This window comes from Pseudomonas sp. IT-P12, from assembly GCF_949767465.1.
Lineage (GTDB): Bacteria > Pseudomonadota > Gammaproteobacteria > Pseudomonadales > Pseudomonadaceae > Aquipseudomonas.
Genome location: NZ_CATKPY010000022.1, coordinates 15089 through 37083, shown reverse-complemented (window position 1 = coordinate 37083; position 21995 = coordinate 15089). Strand labels below are relative to the sequence as shown.

Below are 21995 nucleotides of genomic sequence, written 5' to 3'. Positions count from 1 at the left end.
TGGGAGCGAGCCTGCTCGCGATGAGGCCAGGTCAGGCGACAATCCTGTCGACTGACCCATCGCCATCGCGGGCAGGCTCGCTCCCATGGGGACGCGGTCAACAACCTTTCTGTGTGAGTCGACTCCATGACCATGACCCGCAGCGACTGGGAACAACGCTTCCAGTCCCTCTCCCTCGAAAGCCGCGCCTTCATCGACGGCGAGTACCGCCCGGCCATCAGTGGCGCCACCTTCGAATGCCTCAGCCCGGTCGACGGCCGCTTCCTGGCCAACGTCGCCAGCACCGACGAAGCCGATGCCAACGAAGCGGTGGCCGTTGCCCGCCGTACCTTCGAGTCCGGCATCTGGGCCAACCTGGCGCCGGCGGAGCGCAAGCGTACGCTGATCCGTTTCGCCGACCTGATCCTGGCCAACCGTGAAGAACTGGCCCTGCTCGAAACCCTCGACATGGGCAAACCGATCAACGACTCGATGAACATCGACATCCCGGCGACCGCCAACGCGATCCGCTGGAGCGCCGAAGCCATCGACAAGCTTTACGACGAAGTCGCCGCCACGCCGCACGACCAGCTTGGCCTCATCACCCGTGAGCCTGCGGGCGTGGTCGCGGCCATCGTGCCGTGGAACTTCCCGTTGATCATGGCCAGCTGGAAGTTCGCGCCGGCGCTGGCGGCCGGTAACTCGTTCATCCTCAAGCCTTCGGAAAAATCGCCGCTGACTGCGATCCGCATCGCTCAGTTGGCGCTGCAAGCCGGCATCCCCAAAGGCGTGTTCAACGTCTTGCCGGGCTACGGCCACACGGTCGGTAAGGCCCTGGCGTTGCACATGGACGTCGACGTGCTGGCGTTCACCGGCTCGACCGCCATTGCCAAGCAACTGCTGATCTACGCGGGCGAAAGCAACATGAAACGTGTCTGGCTCGAAGCGGGGGGCAAGAGCCCCAACGTGGTGTTCGCCGACGCGCCGGATCTGCGCGCGGCAGCACAGGCGGCGGCCAGCGGCATCGCTTTCAACCAGGGCGAAGTCTGCACCGCCGGTTCGCGCCTGTTGGTCGAGCGGTCGATCCGCGATCAGTTCATCCCGCTGCTGGTGGAAGCGCTGCAAGCCTGGAAACCGGGACACGCCCTGGACCCGCAAACCAACGTCGGCGCCGTGGTCGACCAGCGTCAACTGGATAACGTGCTGCGCTACATCCAGCTCGGCAAGGACCAGGGCGCGCAACTGATCGCGGGCGGCAGTCGTACCCTGGAGAGCACGGGCGGCCTGTACGTGGAACCGGCGATTTTCGACGATGTGACCAATGCCATGACTATCGCCCGTGAGGAAATCTTCGGCCCGGTGCTGTCGCTGATCACCTTCGACACCGAGGAAGAGGCGCTGGCCATCGCCAACGACAGCATCTTCGGCCTGGCCGCCGGCGTCTGGACCCGCAACCTCAGCAGGGCCCACACCTTTGCGCGCGGTTTGCGTGCCGGCAGTGTCTGGGTCAACCAGTACGACGGTGGCGACATGACCGCGCCGTTCGGTGGTTACAAGCAGTCGGGTAACGGTCGGGACAAATCGCTGCACGCGTTCGACAAGTACACCGAGCTCAAGGCGACCTGGATCAAGCTCTAACCCTTAAAAGAACGGCGGTCGTCCGCCACTGCCGGCGACCTTCGGAGAAACCTATGAAACACGACTCTGTCAAACAAACCCATGTCAACAGCTACTACGCCGCGACCCGCCACTTCACCGGTGACTTCCCGGTGCTCGAGCAAGCGGTGGACTGCGACGTCTGCATCATCGGCGCCGGTTATACCGGGTTGTCCTCGGCACTGTTCCTGGCCGAGGCCGGCTACAGCGTGACTGTGCTCGAAGCGGCCAAGGTCGGCTTCGGTGCCAGCGGTCGCAATGGCGGGCAGTTGGTCAATTCCTACAGCCGCGACGTCGATGTCATCGAGGAGCGCTACGGCGACAAGACCGCCGAAGTCCTCGGCAGCATGATTTTCGAAGGCGCCGACATCATTCGTCAGCGCATCCAGCATTACGACATCCAGTGCGACTACCGTCCGGGCGGGATCTTCGCCGCGCTCAACAAAAAGCAGCTCAAGGGCCTGGCCGAGCAGAAAAGCAGCTGGGAGCGCTACGGCAACAAGAACCTGACCCTGCTCAGCGCATCGGACATCAAGCGTGAAGTGGGTTGCGACAACTACGTCGGCGGCCTGCTCGACCTGCAAGGCGGCCACGTCCACCCGCTGAACCTGGCCCTGGGCGAAGCCTCGGCGATCATCGGCCTGGGTGGCCGGATCTTCGAACAATCGGCAGCGCTGGAAATCACTTACGGCGAACCGATCACCGTGCGCACCGCCAAGGGCCAGGTCCGCGCCAAGTACCTGTTGATCGCCGGCAACGCCTACCTGCCACAAGGCCTGGACAACCGCGTCACCGCCAAAAGCATGCCGTGCGGCTCGCAGATCGTCGTCACCGAGCCATTGTCGGAACAGGTGGCGCGCAGCCTGATCAAGAACAACTACTGCGTCGAAGACTGCAATTACCTGCTCGACTACTACCGCCTTACCGCCGACAACCGCCTGCTCTACGGCGGTGGCGTGGTCTACGGCGCCCGCGAACCGGACGACATCGAACAATTGATCCGCCCGAAAATCCTCAAGACCTTCCCGCAACTCAAGGACGTGAAAATCGATTACCGCTGGACCGGCAATTTCCTGCTGACCATGTCACGCATGCCGCAATTCGGCCGCATCGAGAAAAACGCCTACTACATGCAAGGCTATAGCGGCCACGGCGTCACTTGTTCGCACCTGGCCGGCAAACTGATTTCGGAAATGATCCGCGGCGACGCCGAACGCTTCAACGCCTTCGCCTCGCTGCCGCACATGCCCATGATCGGCGGCCGCACCTTCCAGGCCCCCCTCACGGCCATGGGGGCCGCGTACTACGCGCTGCGGGATCGGTTTGGAATTTGATGCTGACACCGTAGATCAAGTGTGGGAGCGGGCTTGCTCGCGAAGGCGGCGTGTCAGACAACGTTGATGTATCTGACGCACCGCCTTCGCGAGCAAGCCCGCTCCCACATGGGATTCCCATTGGATGAAAGAATTCAGACTCATAACTGAAGCCTTCCACTCATCGAACCTGCTGGCCAACACCCGCAAACGTGATTTAATACCCGCCTTTCATATTTCCGGGACAGGGAAAGCGGCACTTTCGCGACCTAGCGTCGCCCGCCATCCACCCCCATAACCCTTAAGTTCTTCTTGCATAAGGCTGTCATGGATACGGGCTCACGACTCAAACTAGTACGCGAAAGCTACAAACTCTCCCAGCGCGAGCTGGCCCGCCGCAGTGGCGTCACCAATGCCACCATCTCCCTGATCGAACAGAATCGCGTCAGCCCCTCGGTCAGCTCCCTGAAAAAGCTGCTCGAAGGCATTCCGATGTCCCTGGCCGACTTCTTCACCTTCGACCAACCGCCCCGCGAGCACCAATACGTGTTCCGCGCCAACGAACAGCCCGACCTCGGCCGCCACGGCCTGCGCCTGCTGCTGATCGGCGCCTCGGTGCCCAGCCGCCAGATGCGCCTGCTGCGCGAGCAATACGCGCCGGGTGCCAGTTCCGGCGAAGAGCCGATCGTGCACGCCGAAGGCGAGGAGTGCGGCCTGGTCACACGCGGCACCGTCGAACTGACCGTCGACGGGCAAGTGAGCGTGTTGAACGCCGGTGACGGCTACTACTTCCCCACGACCTTGCCGCACAAGTTTCGCAACATCGGCCAGGACGAAGCGGAAATCATCAGCGCCAACACCCCGGCGAATTTCTGATTTTTCCGGATGAACGCTGTACCCCAACAGGGATCGTGTGTTCATGGATGGGCGGACGTTTCGCTACTACCTCTGGGCTGGCCGCTCGACGGTCGGTCGGATGTATGATAGTTATTGATTGTGTGTGCAACGTGCGAACCGGAGCCAGATATGTCTCGTAAGAGAGAAAAACAACCCAAGACCGAAGCGCAAATTATTGCCCAGGAATCCATGATTCCCTCGATTGCAGCGAAGGCGTTTCGAGATGCTTACAACGTCGCCCTTTCGAAGGGTGAGTCTGTGCTTGTGGTTCGCGAGGGTAATCTGGTGAGAGTTTCCAGTGCTGAGACGGTGGTTATACGCTCTGTCGAAACGTATGGAACGATCAAGGCCGGCACCCGGCTCAAGGTCAAAAAGCGTCTGCACGAGGACCTTGTTCCTCAATTACAAGCTTGAGCACACCTAGGGTCAGAATTTTCGCTGGGCCGAATGGCAGCGGAAAAAGTACGTTCAACTCGAAAGTTCCGGCTCACTTGCTCGTCAACTACATCAATCCTGATGCGATCGAACTGGGTATCCGTGAAACGGGCAAGCTGGATTTCGCACAGTTCAAACTTCAGCTCTATGCTGATCAAGCTCTCCCATTTCTGCGCGCCAGTCATTTTCTTGCTCGATCTGCCGAGTCTTTAGCCAAGCTTGATGGCTTGACCGTTGAGGATGGCGTTCTTGTCTTTTCTTCGCGGCAAGTTGACTCCTATATCGCGTCGGTCCTTTCCGATTTCATCCGTGTGTCACTTATCCAAGAGCGGGCAAGTTTTACTTTCGAAACTGTAATGTCAGATCTTAGCAAGATAGCGTTGTTGCAGCAGGCGCGCTTGGCTGGGTATCGGGTGTACGTTTACTACGTCGCTACGGCTGATGCTGAGATCAATGTGGCTCGAGTCGCCTATCGCGCCTCAATAGGGGGGCATGACGTCCCGCCGGATAAAATTCGGTCGCGCTATGGGAGATCCCTGGATAATTTGGCCGATGCTATTTTGGTGTCTAACAGGGCGTATATCTTCGACAACTCGAGGGATGGAGACTCGAGTTTTGCTCAGATTGCTGAAATAACGGAGGGGGAGAATATAGACATCGTTTCTGATACTCAGCCGGCTTGGTTCAAACGTTATGTGCTAGACAAACTGACCTGATTGTTTTGCTCAAGCTGATAAAAACCCGCGATTTCGCGGGTTTTTTTACATTTGAAGATCGTTTACTCACCTTTCGCGCTGGCAAACCCCCTCTGCTCAACCACCCGAAACACATCGCTCACGTCCTGGAGCAGTATCCGGGCGATGTTGGCGACGGTGTTGATGTCGTTTTCGGCGTAGTCGGGGAGGTGGGTGCAGCCCATGAGTTGCAGGTAGGGGAGGACGGCGTGGAGGCGTTCGCTGATGCAGTTGTGGAGTTCGCGCAGCGGGGCGTCGCTGTCGATGACCAGGACGGGGTAATCGGTTGCGAATTGAGCCATGGGGATGAAGCGGTGCGGAGGAAGTTGGGTTGTCATGTAAACCTCACAATCAAGTCAGATCGCCACCTCTTTGCTGCGAATCAAATGGGTGGCAGTTGTGCGTAAGTTCGCAGACCGGATGACATCCCCAAACTCCGGCAGACCCGAGGGTCTCCCACGCACAACCGCCATGATCATGCAGCGGGCTGAATCATGCCTGATGAGATTTAGGAGTCAATCAAGGGCTGCGAAACCCAATCGCTGACAATGCTCAGCGACAACCCGAATATAGGCACCGTTTTTGGCGCTCACAACCGACCTGTAGGACCAGCTTGCAAAGCATGGAGCAAGTCTGTGTGCCACTGTTTTAGCGGCTTCCACGCTATGGCAGGGGTTATGGCGTACGGTGGGAATTCGGCGGCAGGCAACGGGGCAGGTTCGCGGTCAAGCGGGGGTAATAACCCCCGTGACAAAGGGTAAATTCCTACACGTTTTTCGGAAGCCCAAATGGTCGTCCGGGCGCCTCCCACCTCACTGTCGTGTTTGCGGTGAATGCGGGTTGTGCTGGGTGTGTTTCGGGCCGGCCACGAGCCATGCGATCAGGCCGAACAATGGCACGAAGACAATGAACACGATCCATAGCAGTTTGTTGCTGGATTTGCCTTCGGCTTTGCGGACCCGGTTGATGGCCCAGATTTCAATGATCACCAAAATGGCGGCGAGTAGGATCCAGATGGTTTCGATTTGCATGGGGTGCCCTCCTGATGGTCTTAGCGTTAGGCGGGCTGGGAGGGGCGGGGTTCATTAAATTTTGGGCTATGGGGATTTTGGTGCTTATGGGGCAGTGATCGACGCCAGCATCCTGTGCAGCATCTCATCACACTGTTCCAGTTGCTCGACGCTGACGAATTCGTCCGGCTTGTGCCCCTGCTCCATGCTGCCGGGGCCGCAGACGACGGTGGGGATGCCGGCGGCGTCGAACAGGCCGCCTTCGGTGCCGAAGGCCACGGTGGTGAAGTCCCGGGAGCCGCAGAACGCGGCGATCAATCCGGCCGCTTCGCTGTGTGCATCGGTGGCCAGGCCGGGGTACACGGACAACTCGCTGAAGCGGATGTCACTGTGCTCACTCACTGCGCGCATGCGGGGCACCAGCTGTTGTTCGGCGTAGGTTTTGAGCGCCTGTGCCACCTCGTTCGGATCCTGCGTCGGCAGGGCGCGGATTTCGAAGTCGAAGCGGCAGTCGGCGGGGACGATGTTCAGGGCTTTGCCACCGGCAATCACCCCGGTCTGCACCGTGGTCCAGGGCGGGTCGAAACGCGGGTCGTGCAGCGACGGTGTTTTGAGGCGCTGGCCGATGCGGCCCAGTTCGCCGATCAGCTCTGCCGCGTATTCAATCGCGTTGACCCCCAGCGGCGCATAAGCCGAGTGGCAGGCTTCACCGTGGACATCGCAACGCATCGCCAGTTTGCCCTTGTGCCCGAGCACCGGTTTCAACCCGGTGGGTTCGCCGATGATGCACAGCATCGGTTTGACCGGGCGCTGTTGCAATTGCGCCAGCAACGAGCGCACGCCAAGGCAGCCGACCTCTTCGTCGTAGGACAGGGCAATGTGCACCGGCACACGCAAGTTGGCGTTCGCCAGGGCGGGCACCAGCGCGAGTACGCAGGCGATGTAGCCTTTCATGTCGGCAGTGCCGCGGCCGTACAGGTTGCCGTCGCGCTCGGTGAGCTGGAACGGCGGCAGCGTCCACGGCTGACCGTCTACCGGCACCACGTCGGTGTGCCCGGACAGCACGATGCCCGGTACATGGACCGGGCCGAGGGTGGCGAACAGGTTGGCCTTGCTGCGCGTCTCGTTGTAGGTCAGCTCGCACGGCACGTCGAAGCGTGCGAGGTAATTGCGGACGAACCCGATCAGATGCAGATTGGATTCGCGGCTGGTAGTGTCGAACGCCACCAGCGTTTGCAACAGGTCGCGGCTGCTGCTCATCGGTCGTCTCCGGCGACGCCGTAGCCGGGGGAACGGTCGGGGGCGAGGGCGCGGTCGATGTAATCCTGGACTTGGGGGCGGTAGGCGTTCCAGAGTTTTTCCAGCGCGCCGATGGGGTTGTCGTCGGCCCAGTCGACACGCAGGTTGATGATTGGCCAGGTCAGTTCGCCGACCACCACCAGCGCCGCCGAACGCACTGGCCCGGCTTCGCCCCCGGCGCCGATGGCGGCTTGCAGGGCGGCGAGCAGGCGGTCGGCGAGCTGGCCTTCGCCGTGTTCGAAGGCCGTGACCATGGCACTGATCACCGACGGGTCGGCGAGCATGTTGCCAGCGGCGACACAGTGTTCGCCGGACACGGCGTTGTGCTTGCCCAAGGTCTGGGCACCGCTGAAATGCGCGCTCTGGCCGAGGTGGTCGATGGCGGTGATCTGCCGGTACTGGCTGTAGCCATTGCGCGTGAGCACTTTGTCCAGTGCTTCGGCGGGGGCGAGGCCTTGCTCCATCAGGGCCAGGACCTCCGGGCCGAGGGAGGGCAGGGTGATGTTTTGCGTGGACACGGCGCCGACACCCGGCAGCAGCCATGGGCAGCGGGCGCCGACGGCGATGCTCGAGGAGCTGATGGCGATGCCGAACTGGCCGGTGTCGGGGCAGCGGGCGGTGATGGAGAAGGTCATGGGTTGGCTCCTGGGTGTGCCTGGGCGAAGTGCCGGTTGGTGCGGGCCTCAGCGCGAGCAGGCTCGCTCCCGCCCTGAAATGCGATCAATGGGGGGAGCGAGCCTGCTCGCGATAGCCGCAACGCGGTCTATTCGGGTATCACCGCAATCACATCAATTTCCATCAGCCACTGCGGCTGCCCCAGCGCCGACACCACCAGCCCGGTGGAGATCGGGAACACGCCCTTGAGCCATTTGCCGACTTCCTGGTACACCGGCTCGCGATAGCGCGGGTCGATCAGGTAGGTGGTGGTCTTGACGATGTGGCTCAGGTCGCTGCCGGCTTCTTCCAGCAACTGCTTGACGTTGCGCATGGCCTGTTCGGCCTGCGCGCGCGGGTCACCCAGGCCCACCAGCCGGCCTTCGAAATCGGTGCCGACCTGGCCCCGGACATACACGGTGTTGCCGGCGCGAACCGCTTGGCACAGGTCGTTGTCCAGGCTCTGGTTCGGGTAGGTTTCCCGGGTGTTGAACATGCGAATGCGGGTGTGGGTTGGCGTGGCCATTTCAAGCTCCTGAACGATTAAGCGCTGACGGTTTTCTTGGCGGCGGGCGGGACGACTTGCGTCGCACGTAGCGCGGCATCGTGGTAGTCGAGGTAGGAGCGCTGGATCGCGATGTGATCGGCCACGTACTTGGCGTCATGCCAGACGCCCCAGATGAACGACGATCCGCGCCGCGACTGCCACGGCAAGCCCAGGAAATACACGCCCGGTTCGCTCGATACACCGCGTTGATGCTGCGGCTTGCCCTGGTCGTCGAAGGCGTTGACCTTCAGCCAGCTGTAGTCGGTGGCAAAACCGGTGGCCCAGATGATCGATGTCACGCCGGCCTTGGCCAGGTCGAGTTGCAGGATCGGCTCCGTGACGCAGGCCGGGTCCGGGAAGGTGATGCGCGCTTGCGGTTCGGGCGGCAGGTCCAGGCCGTTGCGCTCGATGTAGGCGTCGGCGGCGTTGAGCAGCGCCAGGTAGTTCTCGTCGCCTCGGGCCAGGTTCTCCGCCAGGTTGGGCTGAAACGTGGCGACCCCGCCTTCGAACGACTGAGTCAGGCCGACCAGGGTCATGCCGCGATGGGCCAGTTCACGGAAGTCCACCGTGCGCCCGCCATGGGCACCGCTCACGGCGATGGTGACGTGCTCGCGACCCGGCTTCATCGCCGCTTTATCCCACTCGCCGAGCACCCCCAGCCACCAGCAGAAATCGCGGTTGCGGTAGGCGCGAGGCGGGCGGTCGTGGGCGCCGACGGAGAGGTAGACCTGCTTGCCTGAGCGCTGCAGTTCATCGGCGATCTGCACCCCGGAAGAGCCGGCACCGACCACCAGCACCGCCCCTTCGGGCAGTTGCGCCGGGTTGCGATAGTCGGCGGAGTGGATCTGCAAAAAGGCTTGATCCTGCGGGGCGATCGGCGGGATGACCGGACGCTGGAAGGGGCCGGTGGCGGCCACCACGCGGTTGGCTTCGATCACGCCGTCGGAGGTTTCAATGGTGAACCCCGGGCGGCCGACATTGCGCTCGACCTTCAGCACGTCCACGCCGGTGCGGATCGGTGCGTTGAACTGGCGGGCATAGGCTTCGAAGTAATCGGCCACCCGTTCCTTGGGGGCAAACGCGTCGGGGCTGAGATCGGCAAAGGCCAGGCCCGGAAAACGGTCGTGCCAGGCCGGACCATTCGCCACCAGCGAATCCCAGCGCCCGGAGCGCCAGCGTTCGGCGATGCGCTGGCGCTCCAGCACCAGGTGCGGCACGCCGAGTTTGCTCAGGTGTTCACTCATGGCCACGCCCGCCTGACCGGCGCCGACAATCAGCGTGTCTGTTTTTATTGTGTCGATGGTCATCTGTGTACCCTTCGAGTTGGATTGAGGACGCGAACGGCCTGCCATTTCTTGGGTTCAAGACTAGGGATGACCCTTGTATCGGTAAAATATTATTAAGCTGGCATTTGAGTATAAATAACTGATGCAGAGCGCGGTTCTGTAGACTGACGGCCTACTTCATCCTTCGCACAAGAGAACCCCATGGCTAACCAAGACATCGCCTTCACGCCCGATCCGGACGCCGATTCCATCTCCTCCGACGTGGCCGGTTTCGGCGGCATTCTGGTGTCGACCCAGATCCCGACCCGTGCCGACGGCAGTCTGGAACTGGGCGACATCACCCTGCAAAGCGAGTGTACGTTGCAGGCGCTGAAAGTGGCGCTGGAGCGCGCCGGCAGTTCCATGGACCGCGTCCTGCACCTGACCATCTACCTCACCGACATGGCCGACCGCGCCGCGTTCAACGAAGTGTACAAACGCTTTTTCGCCAAACCGTGGCCGGTTCGCGCCGCCGTCGGCGTCGCCGCCCTGGCGGTGGAAGGCATGCGCGTGGAAGTGACCGCAATGGCCGCCAAAGCCTGACGTTCGCCCCTTTAGGAGCGAGCTTGCTCGCGATGGTCGTTAACGATGACGCGGGGTATCAGATACCCCGCGGTGTTCTTGCGTTTTTCGCGAGCAAGCTCGTTCCTACAGGGGACCACCGCATGAAAATCGGCGTCATCTCGGACACCCATGGCCTGCTCCGTCCCGAGGCGCTTGCTGCGTTGCAGGGCTGTGAGCGGATCGTCCATGCCGGCGACATCGGCCATCCGGACATTCTGGATCAACTGCGGGCAATCGCGCAGCTGTACGTCGTGCGCGGTAATAACGACCTGAAGGCCGAGTGGGCGCAAGACATCGCTGACGCTCTGCGTTTCGATATCGCAGGCTGGGAAACACTGCTGGTGCACGACATTGCCGATGTCCCGGCCGAGTTGGACGCGGCCATCAGGCTGGTGATAACCGGCCACTCGCACAAACCGAATATCGAATGGCGCGGCCAGCGTTTGTATCTCAACCCCGGCAGCGCGGGTCGCCGGCGTTTCAAGTTACCGGTCACCCTGGCCGTGCTGGAGGTGTCGGAGACCGTGATCGATCCGCGCCTGATCTCGTTACTCGACGGATGATCGAAAGACGAAAAAGGCTCGTTGCAGCAACGAGCCTTTTTTTACAGCCATCGAACTCGGTGAGTGCGCTCAGAGGTGATCGGCGTCGATCACGGCCTGGGCGAACGCCTTTGGATCTTCCTGTGGCAGGTTATGGCCGATGCCGCCGCTGATCAGGCGGAACTCGTATTTGCCGGTGAAGCGTTTGGCGTAGTCCTCGGGTTTCGGGTGAGGGGCGCCGTTGGCGTCGCCTTCGAGGGTGATGGTCGGCACGCCGATGGGCGGTGCCGTGGCGAGTTTCTGCTCGAGCGCTTCGTACTGGCTCTCGCCCTGGACCAGGCCCAGGCGCCAGCGGTAGTTGAACACGGTGATGTCGACGTGATCGGGGTTCTCCAGGGCCTTGGCGCTGCGATCGAAGGTGGCGTCATCGAAGGCCCATTTTGGCGAAGCCAGTTGCCAGATCAGCTTGGCGAAGTCATGGGTGTTTTTCTCGTAACCGGCACGACCGCGCTCGGTGGCGAAGTAGAACTGGTACCACCACTGCAATTCAGCCTTGGGCGGCAGCGGGTTCTGGCCGGCGGCCTGGTTGCCGATCAGGTAGCCGCTGACCGACACCAGTGCCTTGACCCGCTCCGGCCACAATGCCGAGACGATATCGGCGGTGCGTGCGCCCCAGTCATAACCCCCGAGCACCGCTTGCTTGATCTTCAGTGCGTCCATGAAGTCGATCACGTCGCTGGCCAGCGCCGCGGGTTGGCCGTTGCGCAGGGTTTGTTTGGAAAGGAACTGCGTATCGCCATAGCCCCGTGCATAGGGCATCAACACGCGGTAGCCCTTGGCGGCGAGGATCGGCGCGACGTCGTCATAGCTGTGAATGTCGTACGGCCAGCCGTGCAGCAGGATCACCACCGGGCCGTTGGCCGGGCCGGTTTCGGCGTAGGCGACGTCCAGCAGGCCGGCCTTGATGTGCTTGAGCGGGCCGAAGGGGGAGGGCGCCGAGTAGCTCGCACTGGCCTGTGGGGCGGCGGGCTGGGCCGCCGTTTGTGCCTGGGCCGTGCCCATCGCGCCAAACAGGGCGATCGCGAGGATCGACGAACCGACCAGACGGCGGCGGTGGGTGCCGGGGGTGTTGTGCAGTGCCATCTTCATGCTGATGTCTCCGTTGCAAGCCGTTGGTCCGGGGCTCTGGATGATCCCCTTGAAACCGTGGGTGCATTTCAACGCAGGGACGTATCTGGCCTGTGTCGAATCGCCGGGCGGGTGAAAACGCATGTATCCAGAACGCCGCCAGATACATTGCGATACATGGCCACGGAGTGGGGTGATTGCCGGACCGGTCGGCAGCCCCTGATGAAAGCGCAGGACTTCTGCCGCAAAAGCCGGATAATGGCGGCCAATTCGTTTTGGCTCGTTATTCTGGTAATCCCCTATGGAAATCAAGGTCAACTTTCTCGACAACCTTCGGCTTGAGGCCAAGTTCGACGACTTCACTGTGATTGCCGATCAACCGATTCGCTACAAGGGCGACGGTTCGGCTCCAGGTCCGTTCGATTACTTCCTGGCATCGTCGGCGTTGTGCGCGGCTTACTTCGTGAAGTTGTACTGCCAGACCCGCAATATCCCGACCGACAACATCCGCCTGTCGCAGAACAACATTGTCGATCCGGAAAACCGCTACAACCAGATCTTCAAGATCCAGGTCGAGTTGCCCGCGGATATTTCCGACAAGGACCGCCAGGGCATCCTGCGTTCCATCGACCGCTGCACGGTCAAGAAGGTGGTGCAGGCCGGGCCGGAATTCGTCATCGAAGAAGTGGAAAACCTCGACGCCGATGCTCAGGCACTGCTGATGCCGACCCAGGCGTCGCAGGAAGGCACCTACATCGTGGGCAAGGACCTGCCGCTGGAGCAGACCATCGCCAACATGTCGGGCATCCTGGCGGGGCTGGGCATGAAGATCGAGATTGCATCGTGGCGCAATATCGTGCCCAACGTCTGGTCGCTGCACATCCGCGATGCGCAGTCGCCGATGTGCTTTACCAACGGCAAGGGCGCGACCAAGGAAAGTGCACTGGCCTCGGCGCTGGGTGAATTCATCGAGCGCCTGAACTGCAACTTCTTCTACAACGACCAGTTCTGGGGCGAGGAGATCGCCAACGCGCCGTTCGTGCACTATCCGGACGAGCGCTGGTTCAAGCCGGGGCGCAAGGATGAACTGCCGACGGAAATCCTCGACGCCTACTGCCTGAAAATCTACAACCGCGACGGCGAGCTGCGTGGCTCGCATTTGTACGACACCAACTCCGGCAATGAGGCGCGCGGCATCGTATCGCTGCCGTTTGTGCGTCAGTCCGACGGCGAGGTGGTGTACTTCCCGTCCAACCTGATCGAAAACCTGTACCTGAGCAACGGCATGAGCGCCGGCAATACCCTGGCGGAAGCCCAGGTGCAGTGCCTGTCGGAAATCTTCGAACGCGCGGTCAAGCGCGAAATCATCGAAGGCGAATTTGCGCTGCCGGATGTGCCGAGCGAAGTGCTGGCCAAGTACCCGGGGATTCTCGCCGGGATCCAGGGCCTGGAAGCGCAGGGCTTCCCGGTGCTGGTGAAGGATGCGTCTCTGGGTGGGGAATTCCCGGTGATGTGCGTGACCTTGATGAACCCGCGCACGGGCGGCGTGTTTGCCTCGTTCGGCGCACACCCGAGCATGGAAGTGGCGCTGGAACGCAGCCTGACCGAGTTGCTGCAGGGCCGCAGCTTCGAAGGCCTCAACGACCTGCCGCAGCCGACCTTCGAAGGCCACGCGGTGACCGAGCCGAACAACTTCGTCGAGCACTTCATCGATTCCAGCGGCGTGGTGTCGTGGCGCTTCTTCAGTGCCAAGCCGGAATACGAGTTCGTGGAGTGGGACTTCTCGGGCCAGGGTGAAGATTCCAACGCCGAAGAAGCCGCCACGCTGTTCGGCATTCTCGAGAGCATGGGCAAGCAATCGTACATGGCGGTATACGAGCACCTCGGTGCCACTGCTTGCCGCATCCTGGTGCCGGATTACTCGGAGATCTATCCGGTCGACGACCTGATCTGGGACAACACCAACAAGGCGCTGTTCTTCCGCGAAGACATCCTCAACCTGCATCGCCTGAACGACGCCGAATTGAAGGACCTGGTGGAGCGGCTGGTGGAAAGCGAGCTGGACGACTACACCGACATCACCACCCTGATCGGCATCGAGTTCGACGACAACACCGCCTGGGGGCAGTTGACGATCCTCGAGCTGAAAGCGCTGATTTACCTCGCCTTGCAGCAATACGAGGAAGCGAAAGAGGCGGTGGAAACCTTCCTGCAATACAACGACAACACGGTCGAGCGCGGGTTGTTCTACCAGGCGGTCAATGTGGTGTTGGAGATGGAGCTGGACGAAGACCTGGAACTGGCGGACTACGAGGTCAACTTCCGGCGCATGTTCGGCGACGAGCGCACAGACGCGGCGATCGGCTCGGTGAACGGCAGCGTGCGCTTCCATGGCCTGACGCCGACCAGCATGAAGCTGGAAGGGCTCGATCGGCACCTGCGCCTGATCGACAGCTACAAGAAGCTGCACAGCGCGCGGGCCAACGTGAAACGTTAATGGAAGCCTGATGCCCCGCGTCGTTTTGACGACCATCGTCGGAACGCCGCTCGGGGCTAGCTCGGTCCCACAGAGGAACGCGGTTCATTGTGGGAGCGAGCCGGCTCGCGAAGGATTCAAGATCACCGCTGGGTGTCTGATTTCCCGCGTCATCGTTGACGACCATCGCGCGCTCGCTCCTGCAGGGGAGGGCGATGCCTGGCGCGTCATGCGCTTCACTGACGAACCCGCGCGAAGAACAGGGGCCGTCTTTCTCAGGCGCAACGCTTGAGAATGACCTTGATCGGTCGCCGCACCCGACGCTTCGACACTTCCTTGGGCTTGATCCAGCGGCAGGCGTCTATTTCATTGCAGGGCCGAGGTTTGCAAGCCGCTGTCCTGGCTTCGAACAGGTAGTGGATGACCTTGTCCTCGCGGAACTCGGCGATGTAGCGCAATTCGTCACAGGCCAGGCCGGTTTCTTCGGCCATCTCCCGACGGGCCGCCTGCAGAGGCGTCTCGTCGCGCTCCACCGTCCCACCCGGCAGGTTCCATTTGGAATTGCGCTTGCGCACAAACAGCACTTCTCCATCCCTGCGGTAAATCACCGTGGCACGCAGCTTGATGCCCTTTCTTTTTGCCGTAGCAGTGTCCATTGCCTTCATGCGCGCTGTTCCGAATCGGTTGGCTGGACAGAGCCTCCAGGGGACGGCTCCTGTCCCTAGCGTAGGGATTCAATGTGTCGGTTGGATGACTGTCGGGAGCCGTCGATCATTCTTTTCGCGTCTGATGCACGTGGAATGCCCCGCGAAACATGACAGACCGATCGCACAGCGGGCCGTTTGCCATTCCTTTGTCATAAACCTTTAACAAAAGAGGTGCAGAGTGCCGTAGCCCCGTAAACACATGGAGTTCCTTTGATGAAGAGTTTGTTTAAGTCTGCTGCGCTGGCCGTGACAGTATCTCTGTGCGCCACCTCAGTGTCTTTCGCTGCGGAAAGCGTACGCCTGACAGGTTCGGGTGCCAGTTTCCCGGCTCCGATCTACCTCACCTGGTTCAAGGACTTCAGCAAGAAAACTGCGGGCGTCACCGTGGACTATCAGTCCAAGGGCAGCGGTGCGGGCGTACAGGATTTCCTGAACAAGACCGTCGACTTCGCCGCCAGTGACTCGGCCATGAAAGACGAAGACATCGCCAAGGTTGCCGAAGGCGTGCAGTTGCTGCCGATGACGGCGGGTGAAATCGTTCTGGCGTACAACCTGCCAGGCAGCCCTAAAGGCCTGAAGCTGCCACGTGACGTTTACTCCAACATCTTCCTGGGCAAGATCACCCACTGGAACGATCCGCAGATCGCCGCCGCCAACCCGGAACTGAAACTGCCTGACATGCCGATCACCGTGGTCGTGCGTGCAGACTCCAGCGGCACCACGGCGGTCTTCACCAAGCACCTGTCGGCGATCAACACCGCCTTCAACAAGGACTTGGGTGAAGGCAACACCGTCAACTGGCCGGCCAGTGACAAATTCATCAAGTCGCCGAAGAACGATGGCGTCACCGCCACCGTACGCCAGACCCCAGGCGCCATCGGCTACATCGAATACGGCTTCGCCAAACTGGCCAAGGTCGACTTCGCCCAATTGCAGAACAAGGCCGGTCAGTACGTTGTGCCAAACGCCGAAAGCGGTGCCGAAGCACTGGCGGCGGTGAAGATGCCGGAATCCCTGGTGTCCTGGCTGCCGGATCCGGACGGTGCCAAGTCTTACCCGATCACGTCCTACACCTGGATGATCTTCCGCAAGAAGAACGAGAGCCCGGAAAAAGCCAAGGCCATGCGTGAAATGGTCGAGTACAGCCTGACCGAAGGTCAGAAGATTGCCGATTCGATGGGCTACATCCCGCTGCCGCAGTCGGTCGTTGAACAGGTTCGCAAAGCGTCTGCCAACATCCAGTAACGCCCGCGTGGCCTCTCCCGGCGTGTGCTGCCAGCCACGCCGGGGGAGTTTCCCCCACCGTTCCGGAATCAGCCCATGAACAAACCTTTTGTCGTACCGGTCAATCCGGACTCCGCCTGCAAACCGCCTTCCGCGAAGGATTTTCTGGTCGATCGGACCTTCCGTGCGCTTGCGCGCGTAGGCGTGGTGCTGATTCTGGCAGTGGTGTTCGCCCTGGTCTTCGAGGTCGGGCACAAGGCGCTTCCAGGGATGGAAAAGCACGGACTGGACGTCCTGTTCGGGAGCGTCTGGGACGTTAACCAAGGCAAGTACGGCATTCTGCCGGCCATTTGGGGCACGCTTTACAGCGCCCTGATTGCCTTGATGATCGCAGGCTTTTTCGGTGTCAGCATGGCGATTTTCCTGACCCAGGATTTCCTGCCCGCCCAGCTTGCAGCTGTTTTTCGCACCATCGTCGAATTGCTCGCAGCCATCCCCAGCGTCGTTTACGGCCTGTGGGGGATCTACGTGGTGATCCCGGCGATCCGGCCCCTGACGACGTGGTTGCACACCGAGCTTGGCTGGATTCCTTTTTTCGGCACGTCCCTGAGCGGCCCCGGGTTGCTGCCCGCGGCGCTGGTACTGGCCATCATGATTCTGCCGACCATCGCGGCCGTTTCCCAGGACGCGCTGACCGCCGTCCCGATGAAAACCAAACAGGCGGCCTACGGCATGGGCACCACCCACTGGGAAGCGATTCTCAAGGTGATGGTGCCGTCCGCCGCCACCGGCATTTTCGGCTCGCTGGTCCTCGGCCTGGGCCGGGCGCTGGGTGAAACGATGGCCCTGGCGATGCTGGTGGGCAACGCCAACAACATCTCCCTTTCCCTGTTCGCACCGGCCAACACCCTGGCGGCCTTGCTGGCGCTGAACTTCCCCGAAGCCGGGCCGAGCGAGATCGAGGTGTTGATGTACGCCGCACTGGTGCTGATGTTCATCACGCTGGTCGTGAACGTCATCGGCTCCATGATCATGGTCTATGCCCAACGGGGTAATAAATAATGACGAGCCTGACGACCCCTATAGACGCGTTGCCCAGCCTGCAGCGCAAGTTCGAGGGCCGTGCGTTGCGCAGCCTGGTATTGACCACGCTGGTCTGGCTCGGCGCCGTGATCGCCAGCGTGCCGTTGCTGTCGGTGCTCTACATGCTGATCACCCGCGGTGGCGCACGCCTGAGCCTGGAAGTCTTCACCGAACTGCCGCCCACCGGTTTCGAGACCGGTGGCGGCTTCGGCAACGCGATGGCGGGCACCTTCGTCATGGTCGGTATTGCCGCGGCCATCGCCGTGCCGGTAGGCATCATGGCGGCCATTTTCCTGGCTGAGCTGGGTCCGGAAAGCAAGCTGGCCAACGCCGCGCGCTTTGCCGCCAAGATGCTCACCGGGCTGCCTTCGATTCTGGCCGGTGTGTTTGCCTACGCGCTGGTGGTGATGACCACCGGTACGTACTCGGCACCTGCCGGTGGCGTGGCCCTGGCCGTGCTGATGCTGCCCATCGTGGTGCTGACGGCGGAAGAGTCGATGAAGATGGTGCCCAAGATCATGAAGGACGCCGCCTACGGCATGGGCTGTACCCGCTCGCAAGTGATCTGGAAAATCATCCTGCCCACCGGCATGCCGGCGATCCTCACCGGCGTCATGCTGGCCGTGGCACGTGCAGCGGGCGAGACCGCGCCGCTGTTGTTCACCGCGCTGTTCAGCAACTACTGGATCTACCACGAGGGCAGCCTGGCGGTGATGAACCCCACGGCATCGCTGGCCGTGCTGATTTACAACTTCTCCGGCATGCCTTTTGACAACCAGCTCGAGCTCGCCTGGGCGGCCTCGCTGGTGTTGGTGATGATCGTGCTGGTCGTGAACGTCGTCAGCCGTATTTTCGGCAAGCCCAAGTATTGAGAATCGGAGCATCTGAATTATGACCGCCTTATCCATGCCAAAAGCTGCCCCGTTCGAGACCCAGGCCCCTGTGGTCATGGACTGCAAGCTCGACAAGATTTTCTACGGCAACTTCATGGCCGTGCGTGACAGCCACGTGCCGATCGAAAAGAACAAGATCACCGGCTTCATCGGCCCGTCCGGCTGCGGCAAGAGTACCGTGCTGCGCAGCCTCAACCGGATGAACGACCTGGTGAAGGGTTTTCGCTTCGAAGGCCATGTGCATTTCCTCGGCCAGGACGTCTATGGCAAGGGCGTTGACCCCGTGGTCGTGCGCCGCTACATCGGCATGGTGTTCCAGCAGCCCAACCCGTTCTCGATGAGCATCTTCGACAACGTTGCGTTCGGCCTGCGCCTCAATCGCTACAAGGGCGATATCGGTGACCGTGTGAAGCACGCCCTGCAGGGCGCCGCGCTGTGGGATGAGGTCAAGGACAAGCTCAAGGTCAGCGGCCTGTCGCTCTCCGGTGGCCAGCAGCAACGCCTGTGTATCGCGCGCGCCATCGCCACCGAACCGGAAGTTCTGTTGCTGGACGAACCCTGCTCGGCACTCGACCCGATCGCCACTCGCCGGGTCGAGGAGTTGATGGTCGAGTTGAAGAAGGACTACACCATCGCCCTGGTGACCCACAACATGCAGCAGGCCATTCGCGTCGCGGACACGACGGCGTTTTTCTCGGTGGATATTTCCCAGGGTACGCGCACCGGCTATCTGGTGGAAATGGGCCCGACCACCCAGATCTTCGACAACCCGCGCGAACAAATGACCGGGGACTACATCAGCGGCAAGTTCAGCTGATCAACCTCGTCCGGCCAGGGCCGCATGCCGCCAAGGGCTTTGGTGGGCGTGCGGCCGTTTTCCGTCTTACCGATCTCTTGCTCAGGATTGCCAATGTTTGCCAAGCGTCGTCTTGATCTCGCCGCGATTGAAGGGGCACTGCGTGAAGTGCAGGGCCGCTTTGTCGAGCTCAGCATGCAGTTCACCGAACCCCGTGACCCGTTCACCGACGAAGTGCTGCAAAACGTGTTGCAGGGGTATGCGCTGATTGATGAATACGTCGCACAGGATGTCGACCTGTTCCATCTTCAGCACCTGAACCTGATGCTGGAAATCAATGCCACCGTGCTATGCGGCAAGGACTCGGCACGCCGGATCGAATTCGCCCAGCACCTGGAGGCCACCGAAGCGCACTTCTTCAACAATGTCGAGGGCGGCATCAAGGACCTTTACAACTGGTATTGCGCCTATCGCAGCGAGTCGGTGTGGAAGCGTGCGGCCGGTGTCTATGTCCGCGTTCTCAGCAAGCCGCAACTGTTCATCGAAGGCAACCACCGCAGTGGTTCGCTGATCGTCAGCTACCTGCTCATGCGCGCCGGATTGCCGCCGTTCGTGCTGACGCTGGACAACGCCAAGGGTTACTTCAACCCGTCATCGGTCATCCGTAACTCCGCCAAGCATGGTGTCAAGTCGTTGTATGAATTGCCCAAGATCAAGAAAAAATACGCCGCTTTCCTGGAAGATCAGTCACCGGACCCAAGGAAGTTTTTCCTCTACGAACGGAAACTGCCTGCTTACCAGGGGGGCGCATGATGAGCCGCTATCCGATGCTCGATAAATGCCGCGACGCCGTGAGTCAGGCGTGGCAGGCCACCCAGGCTTTTATCCCGATGTCCGGGTGCCAGCGCGTCCGTATCTCCTTTGATATCGATGACACCCTGGCCTGTCTGCCTCACCACAGCGCGGCCGAGCAGAGCCGGCTTCCGGCCTGTGTGCATCGCTGGCTGGGCGAGCCGCTGCGCAGGGGCACTCGCGAGCTGATGGGTGAGTTGCGGCGCCAGGGCTGCAGTGTCTGGGTCTATACCTCGTCCGGCCGGACACCGGGTTACATCCGGCGCTGGCTGATGCTGTACGGCATCCATGTCGACGGGGTGGTCAACAGCGTACGGCACGAGCGTGTCTTGGCGGAACGCGGGTTGTTGAACGCACCTTCGAAACTGCCGCGAGCCTTCGACATCGATTTGCATGTCGATGATTCCGAGGGCGTGAAGCTCGAAGGCCATGACCACGGGTTTCGCGTGGTGGTGGTGCGTCCGGATGATGAGCGTTGGGCGCAGCGCGTCCTGGAGGCGGTCGCGGATGTCCAGGCGCAGCTGGCGTGGCAGCAACCGCACAGGTTCAAGGCGCCGGTACGGCAGGGGGCTGAGGTTTATTCGTTCTGAGGAGCAGGCGTTTTGGCTGAGCGCGCTGACAGGGTCGCGATTTCGTCGCCAATGCACCCCGATTTCGATGCACATGCTGACCTCAGATTGAACGCTGGTTCACCCGCGCCATGAGCTGCTCGGCGCTTTCCTTGCGTTCCGAGTAGCGATCCACCAGATACGCCTGGTGATCGCGCAGCAGCAGGGTGAACTTCACCAGTTCCTCCATGACGTCCACCACCCGGTCGTAGAACGGCGAAGGCTTCATCCGGCCGGCGTCGTCGAATTCCATGTAGGCCTTCGGCACCGAGGATTGATTGGGGATGGTGAACATGCGCATCCAGCGGCCCAGGACGCGCAGCTGATTGACCGCGTTGAACGACTGCGAGCCCCCGCAGACCTGCATCACCGCCAGCGTCTTGCCCTGTGTCGGGCGCACGGCGCCAAGTGCGAGGGGGATCCAGTCGATCTGCGCCTTGAACACGGCGGACATGGCGCCGTGCCGTTCCGGCGAGCACCAGACCTGACCTTGCGACCACAACACCAGGTCGCGCAGTTCCTGCACCTTGGGATGATCCACCGGCACATCGTCGGGCAGTGGCAAACCGCTGGGATTGAAGATGCGTGTTTCTGCACCGAAGTGCTGCAGCAGGCGCGCAGCTTCTTCCACCATCAGCCGGCTGAACGAGCGTTCGCGGGTCGAGCCGTAGAGCAACAGGATGCGCGGTTTGTGTTCGCCCGCACGGGATGCGATTGGCGATTCGTCGAACAGGGAGAGGTCAAGGTTGGGCAGTTGTTCAGTCATGTTGACTCCGGCTCAAAGAGCGCCGATTCGGTCCAGTTCGCGTTTGAGTTCATCGCGGTCGAGGTCGTTGAAGGGCAGGGCGAAGAAAGCGGTGAAGCGATGCTCGATGTGCGCCAGCGTGGCGCGAAAAGCGGCGTCGATCACGGCTTCATCGCCTGATACGTCGGAAGGATCTTCCAGGTCCCAATGGGCTTTCAGCGCCGGGCCGAAATACACCGGGCAGCTTTCACCGGCTGCTTTGTCGCACACGGTAATGACGATGTCCGGCGGGTTATCCACGAAGGCGTCATTGCCCTTGCTGTTCAAACCGTCGATGGCGATGCCGGCGTGTTGCAGTGTGGTCAGGCTGCGCGGCAGCACCTGGCCCTTGGGAAAGCTGCCGGAACTCACGGCTTCGAATCCCGGTGGCGCCAGGTGATTGAACAGGGCCTCCGAGAGGATGCTGCGACAGCTGTTGGCCGTGCACATGAACAGGACTCGCATGATTGCTCCTTCAGCTATCGCGGA

General features: G+C 61.4%; 24 protein-coding genes. 14 read left to right on the top strand and 10 right to left on the bottom strand.

Features of this window, described 5'->3' with window-relative positions:
• Positions 1 to 126 precede the first annotated feature (126 nt).
• The 5 genes from ACM6IM_RS14800 (at position 127) to ACM6IM_RS14780 (ending at position 4996) form a co-directional block, all read left to right on the top strand.
• The gene (locus ACM6IM_RS14800) at positions 127 to 1617 is read left to right on the top strand and encodes an aldehyde dehydrogenase (protein WP_414865526.1); all 1491 of its coding nucleotides are present in this window, start codon (positions 127 to 129) and stop codon (positions 1615 to 1617) included.
• 53 nt (positions 1618 to 1670) lie between these two features.
• Complete coding sequence (locus tag ACM6IM_RS14795) at positions 1671 to 2969, top strand: NAD(P)/FAD-dependent oxidoreductase (RefSeq protein ID WP_414865525.1); 1299 nt, start codon at positions 1671 to 1673, stop codon at positions 2967 to 2969.
• Positions 2970 to 3275: 306 nt separating this feature from the next.
• Positions 3276 to 3824 carry a cupin domain-containing protein gene (locus ACM6IM_RS14790; RefSeq protein ID WP_192303637.1) on the top strand — a complete coding sequence of 183 codons (549 nt, stop codon included), beginning with the start codon at positions 3276 to 3278 and terminating at the stop codon, positions 3822 to 3824.
• 150 nt (positions 3825 to 3974) lie between these two features.
• Positions 3975 to 4259, top strand: coding sequence for a hypothetical protein (locus ACM6IM_RS14785; RefSeq protein ID WP_192303635.1), 285 nt, complete (start codon positions 3975 to 3977; stop codon positions 4257 to 4259).
• Between the two features lie 77 nt (positions 4260 to 4336).
• Positions 4337 to 4996, top strand: coding sequence for a zeta toxin family protein (locus tag ACM6IM_RS14780; RefSeq protein WP_414865524.1), 660 nt, complete (start codon positions 4337 to 4339; stop codon positions 4994 to 4996).
• 62 nt (positions 4997 to 5058) lie between these two features.
• Here ACM6IM_RS14780 and ACM6IM_RS14775 read toward each other — a convergent pair whose 3' ends face one another.
• The 6 genes from ACM6IM_RS14775 to ACM6IM_RS14750 form a co-directional block, all read right to left on the bottom strand.
• Positions 5059 to 5352 (bottom strand): fructose-bisphosphate aldolase, encoded by a 294-nt coding sequence (locus ACM6IM_RS14775; RefSeq protein WP_192303631.1) that lies wholly within the window; start codon positions 5350 to 5352, stop codon positions 5059 to 5061.
• A gap of 474 nt (positions 5353 to 5826) precedes the next feature.
• Positions 5827 to 6045, bottom strand: a complete 219-nt coding sequence (locus tag ACM6IM_RS14770) for a PLD nuclease N-terminal domain-containing protein (protein WP_192303629.1) — start codon at positions 6043 to 6045, stop codon at positions 5827 to 5829.
• 84 nt (positions 6046 to 6129) lie between these two features.
• Positions 6130 to 7284, bottom strand: coding sequence for an acetylornithine deacetylase (argE, locus tag ACM6IM_RS14765; RefSeq protein ID WP_414865523.1), 1155 nt, complete (start codon positions 7282 to 7284; stop codon positions 6130 to 6132).
• Positions 7281 to 7958 carry a DUF1028 domain-containing protein gene (locus tag ACM6IM_RS14760; protein ID WP_414865522.1) on the bottom strand — a complete coding sequence of 226 codons (678 nt, stop codon included), beginning with the start codon at positions 7956 to 7958 and terminating at the stop codon, positions 7281 to 7283. The genes argE and ACM6IM_RS14760 overlap by 4 nt, the downstream gene beginning before the upstream one ends.
• Before the next feature lie 128 nt (positions 7959 to 8086).
• On the bottom strand, positions 8087 to 8503 hold the full coding sequence (locus ACM6IM_RS14755; RefSeq protein WP_192303623.1) for a RidA family protein: 417 nt from the start codon (positions 8501 to 8503) through the stop codon (positions 8087 to 8089).
• Between the two features lie 17 nt (positions 8504 to 8520).
• The gene (locus tag ACM6IM_RS14750; protein ID WP_414865521.1) at positions 8521 to 9831 is read right to left on the bottom strand and encodes a flavin-containing monooxygenase; all 1311 of its coding nucleotides are present in this window, start codon (positions 9829 to 9831) and stop codon (positions 8521 to 8523) included.
• A gap of 180 nt (positions 9832 to 10011) precedes the next feature.
• On the opposite strand from ACM6IM_RS14750, the gene ACM6IM_RS14745 reads away from it, so the two are divergent.
• Both ACM6IM_RS14745 and ACM6IM_RS14740 read left to right on the top strand, forming a co-directional pair.
• On the top strand, positions 10012 to 10392 hold the full coding sequence (locus tag ACM6IM_RS14745; RefSeq protein WP_192303617.1) for a RidA family protein: 381 nt from the start codon (positions 10012 to 10014) through the stop codon (positions 10390 to 10392).
• Between the two features lie 122 nt (positions 10393 to 10514).
• The gene (locus ACM6IM_RS14740) at positions 10515 to 10976 is read left to right on the top strand and encodes a metallophosphoesterase family protein (protein ID WP_414865914.1); all 462 of its coding nucleotides are present in this window, start codon (positions 10515 to 10517) and stop codon (positions 10974 to 10976) included.
• 69 nt (positions 10977 to 11045) lie between these two features.
• Here the strand turns inward: ACM6IM_RS14740 and ACM6IM_RS14735 are convergent, their stop codons facing one another.
• Entirely contained in the window at positions 11046 to 12104 is a 1059-nt protein-coding gene (locus tag ACM6IM_RS14735; RefSeq protein WP_414865520.1) for an alpha/beta fold hydrolase, read from the bottom strand.
• A gap of 280 nt (positions 12105 to 12384) precedes the next feature.
• On the opposite strand from ACM6IM_RS14735, the gene ACM6IM_RS14730 reads away from it, so the two are divergent.
• Positions 12385 to 14580 (top strand): OsmC domain/YcaO domain-containing protein, encoded by a 2196-nt coding sequence (locus tag ACM6IM_RS14730; protein WP_414865519.1) that lies wholly within the window; start codon positions 12385 to 12387, stop codon positions 14578 to 14580.
• A 254-nt stretch (positions 14581 to 14834) separates the two neighbouring features.
• Here ACM6IM_RS14730 and ACM6IM_RS14725 read toward each other — a convergent pair whose 3' ends face one another.
• Positions 14835 to 15224 carry an NUDIX hydrolase gene (locus ACM6IM_RS14725; RefSeq protein WP_192303607.1) on the bottom strand — a complete coding sequence of 130 codons (390 nt, stop codon included), beginning with the start codon at positions 15222 to 15224 and terminating at the stop codon, positions 14835 to 14837.
• Positions 15225 to 15479: 255 nt separating this feature from the next.
• Between ACM6IM_RS14725 and pstS the strand changes: the two genes are divergently transcribed.
• The 6 genes from pstS to ACM6IM_RS14695 all read left to right on the top strand — a co-directional run bounded on the left by pstS (position 15480) and on the right by ACM6IM_RS14695 (position 20704).
• Entirely contained in the window at positions 15480 to 16511 is a 1032-nt protein-coding gene (pstS, locus tag ACM6IM_RS14720) for a phosphate ABC transporter substrate-binding protein PstS (protein ID WP_192303605.1), read from the top strand.
• Positions 16512 to 16586: 75 nt separating this feature from the next.
• Entirely contained in the window at positions 16587 to 17552 is a 966-nt protein-coding gene (gene pstC / locus ACM6IM_RS14715) for a phosphate ABC transporter permease subunit PstC (RefSeq protein ID WP_192303603.1), read from the top strand.
• Positions 17552 to 18445 (top strand): phosphate ABC transporter permease PstA, encoded by an 894-nt coding sequence (gene pstA / locus ACM6IM_RS14710; protein WP_192303601.1) that lies wholly within the window; start codon positions 17552 to 17554, stop codon positions 18443 to 18445. Before pstC ends, pstA begins: the two co-directional genes overlap by 1 nt.
• Before the next feature lie 76 nt (positions 18446 to 18521).
• On the top strand, positions 18522 to 19283 hold the full coding sequence (gene pstB, locus ACM6IM_RS14705; protein WP_025214260.1) for a phosphate ABC transporter ATP-binding protein PstB: 762 nt from the start codon (positions 18522 to 18524) through the stop codon (positions 19281 to 19283).
• A 93-nt stretch (positions 19284 to 19376) separates the two neighbouring features.
• On the top strand, positions 19377 to 20075 hold the full coding sequence (locus ACM6IM_RS14700; RefSeq protein WP_414865518.1) for a hypothetical protein: 699 nt from the start codon (positions 19377 to 19379) through the stop codon (positions 20073 to 20075).
• A 77-nt stretch (positions 20076 to 20152) separates the two neighbouring features.
• The gene (locus tag ACM6IM_RS14695; RefSeq protein WP_414865913.1) at positions 20153 to 20704 is read left to right on the top strand and encodes a hypothetical protein; all 552 of its coding nucleotides are present in this window, start codon (positions 20153 to 20155) and stop codon (positions 20702 to 20704) included.
• Positions 20705 to 20786: 82 nt separating this feature from the next.
• Here ACM6IM_RS14695 and arsH read toward each other — a convergent pair whose 3' ends face one another.
• Together arsH and ACM6IM_RS14685 are read right to left on the bottom strand one after the other, a co-directional pair.
• A complete protein-coding gene (arsH, locus tag ACM6IM_RS14690) occupies positions 20787 to 21488 on the bottom strand; it encodes an arsenical resistance protein ArsH (RefSeq protein WP_192303595.1) in 702 nt (233 codons plus the stop codon).
• A gap of 12 nt (positions 21489 to 21500) precedes the next feature.
• Positions 21501 to 21971 carry an arsenate reductase ArsC gene (locus tag ACM6IM_RS14685; protein ID WP_414865517.1) on the bottom strand — a complete coding sequence of 157 codons (471 nt, stop codon included), beginning with the start codon at positions 21969 to 21971 and terminating at the stop codon, positions 21501 to 21503.
• Positions 21972 to 21995: the final 24 nt, after the last annotated feature.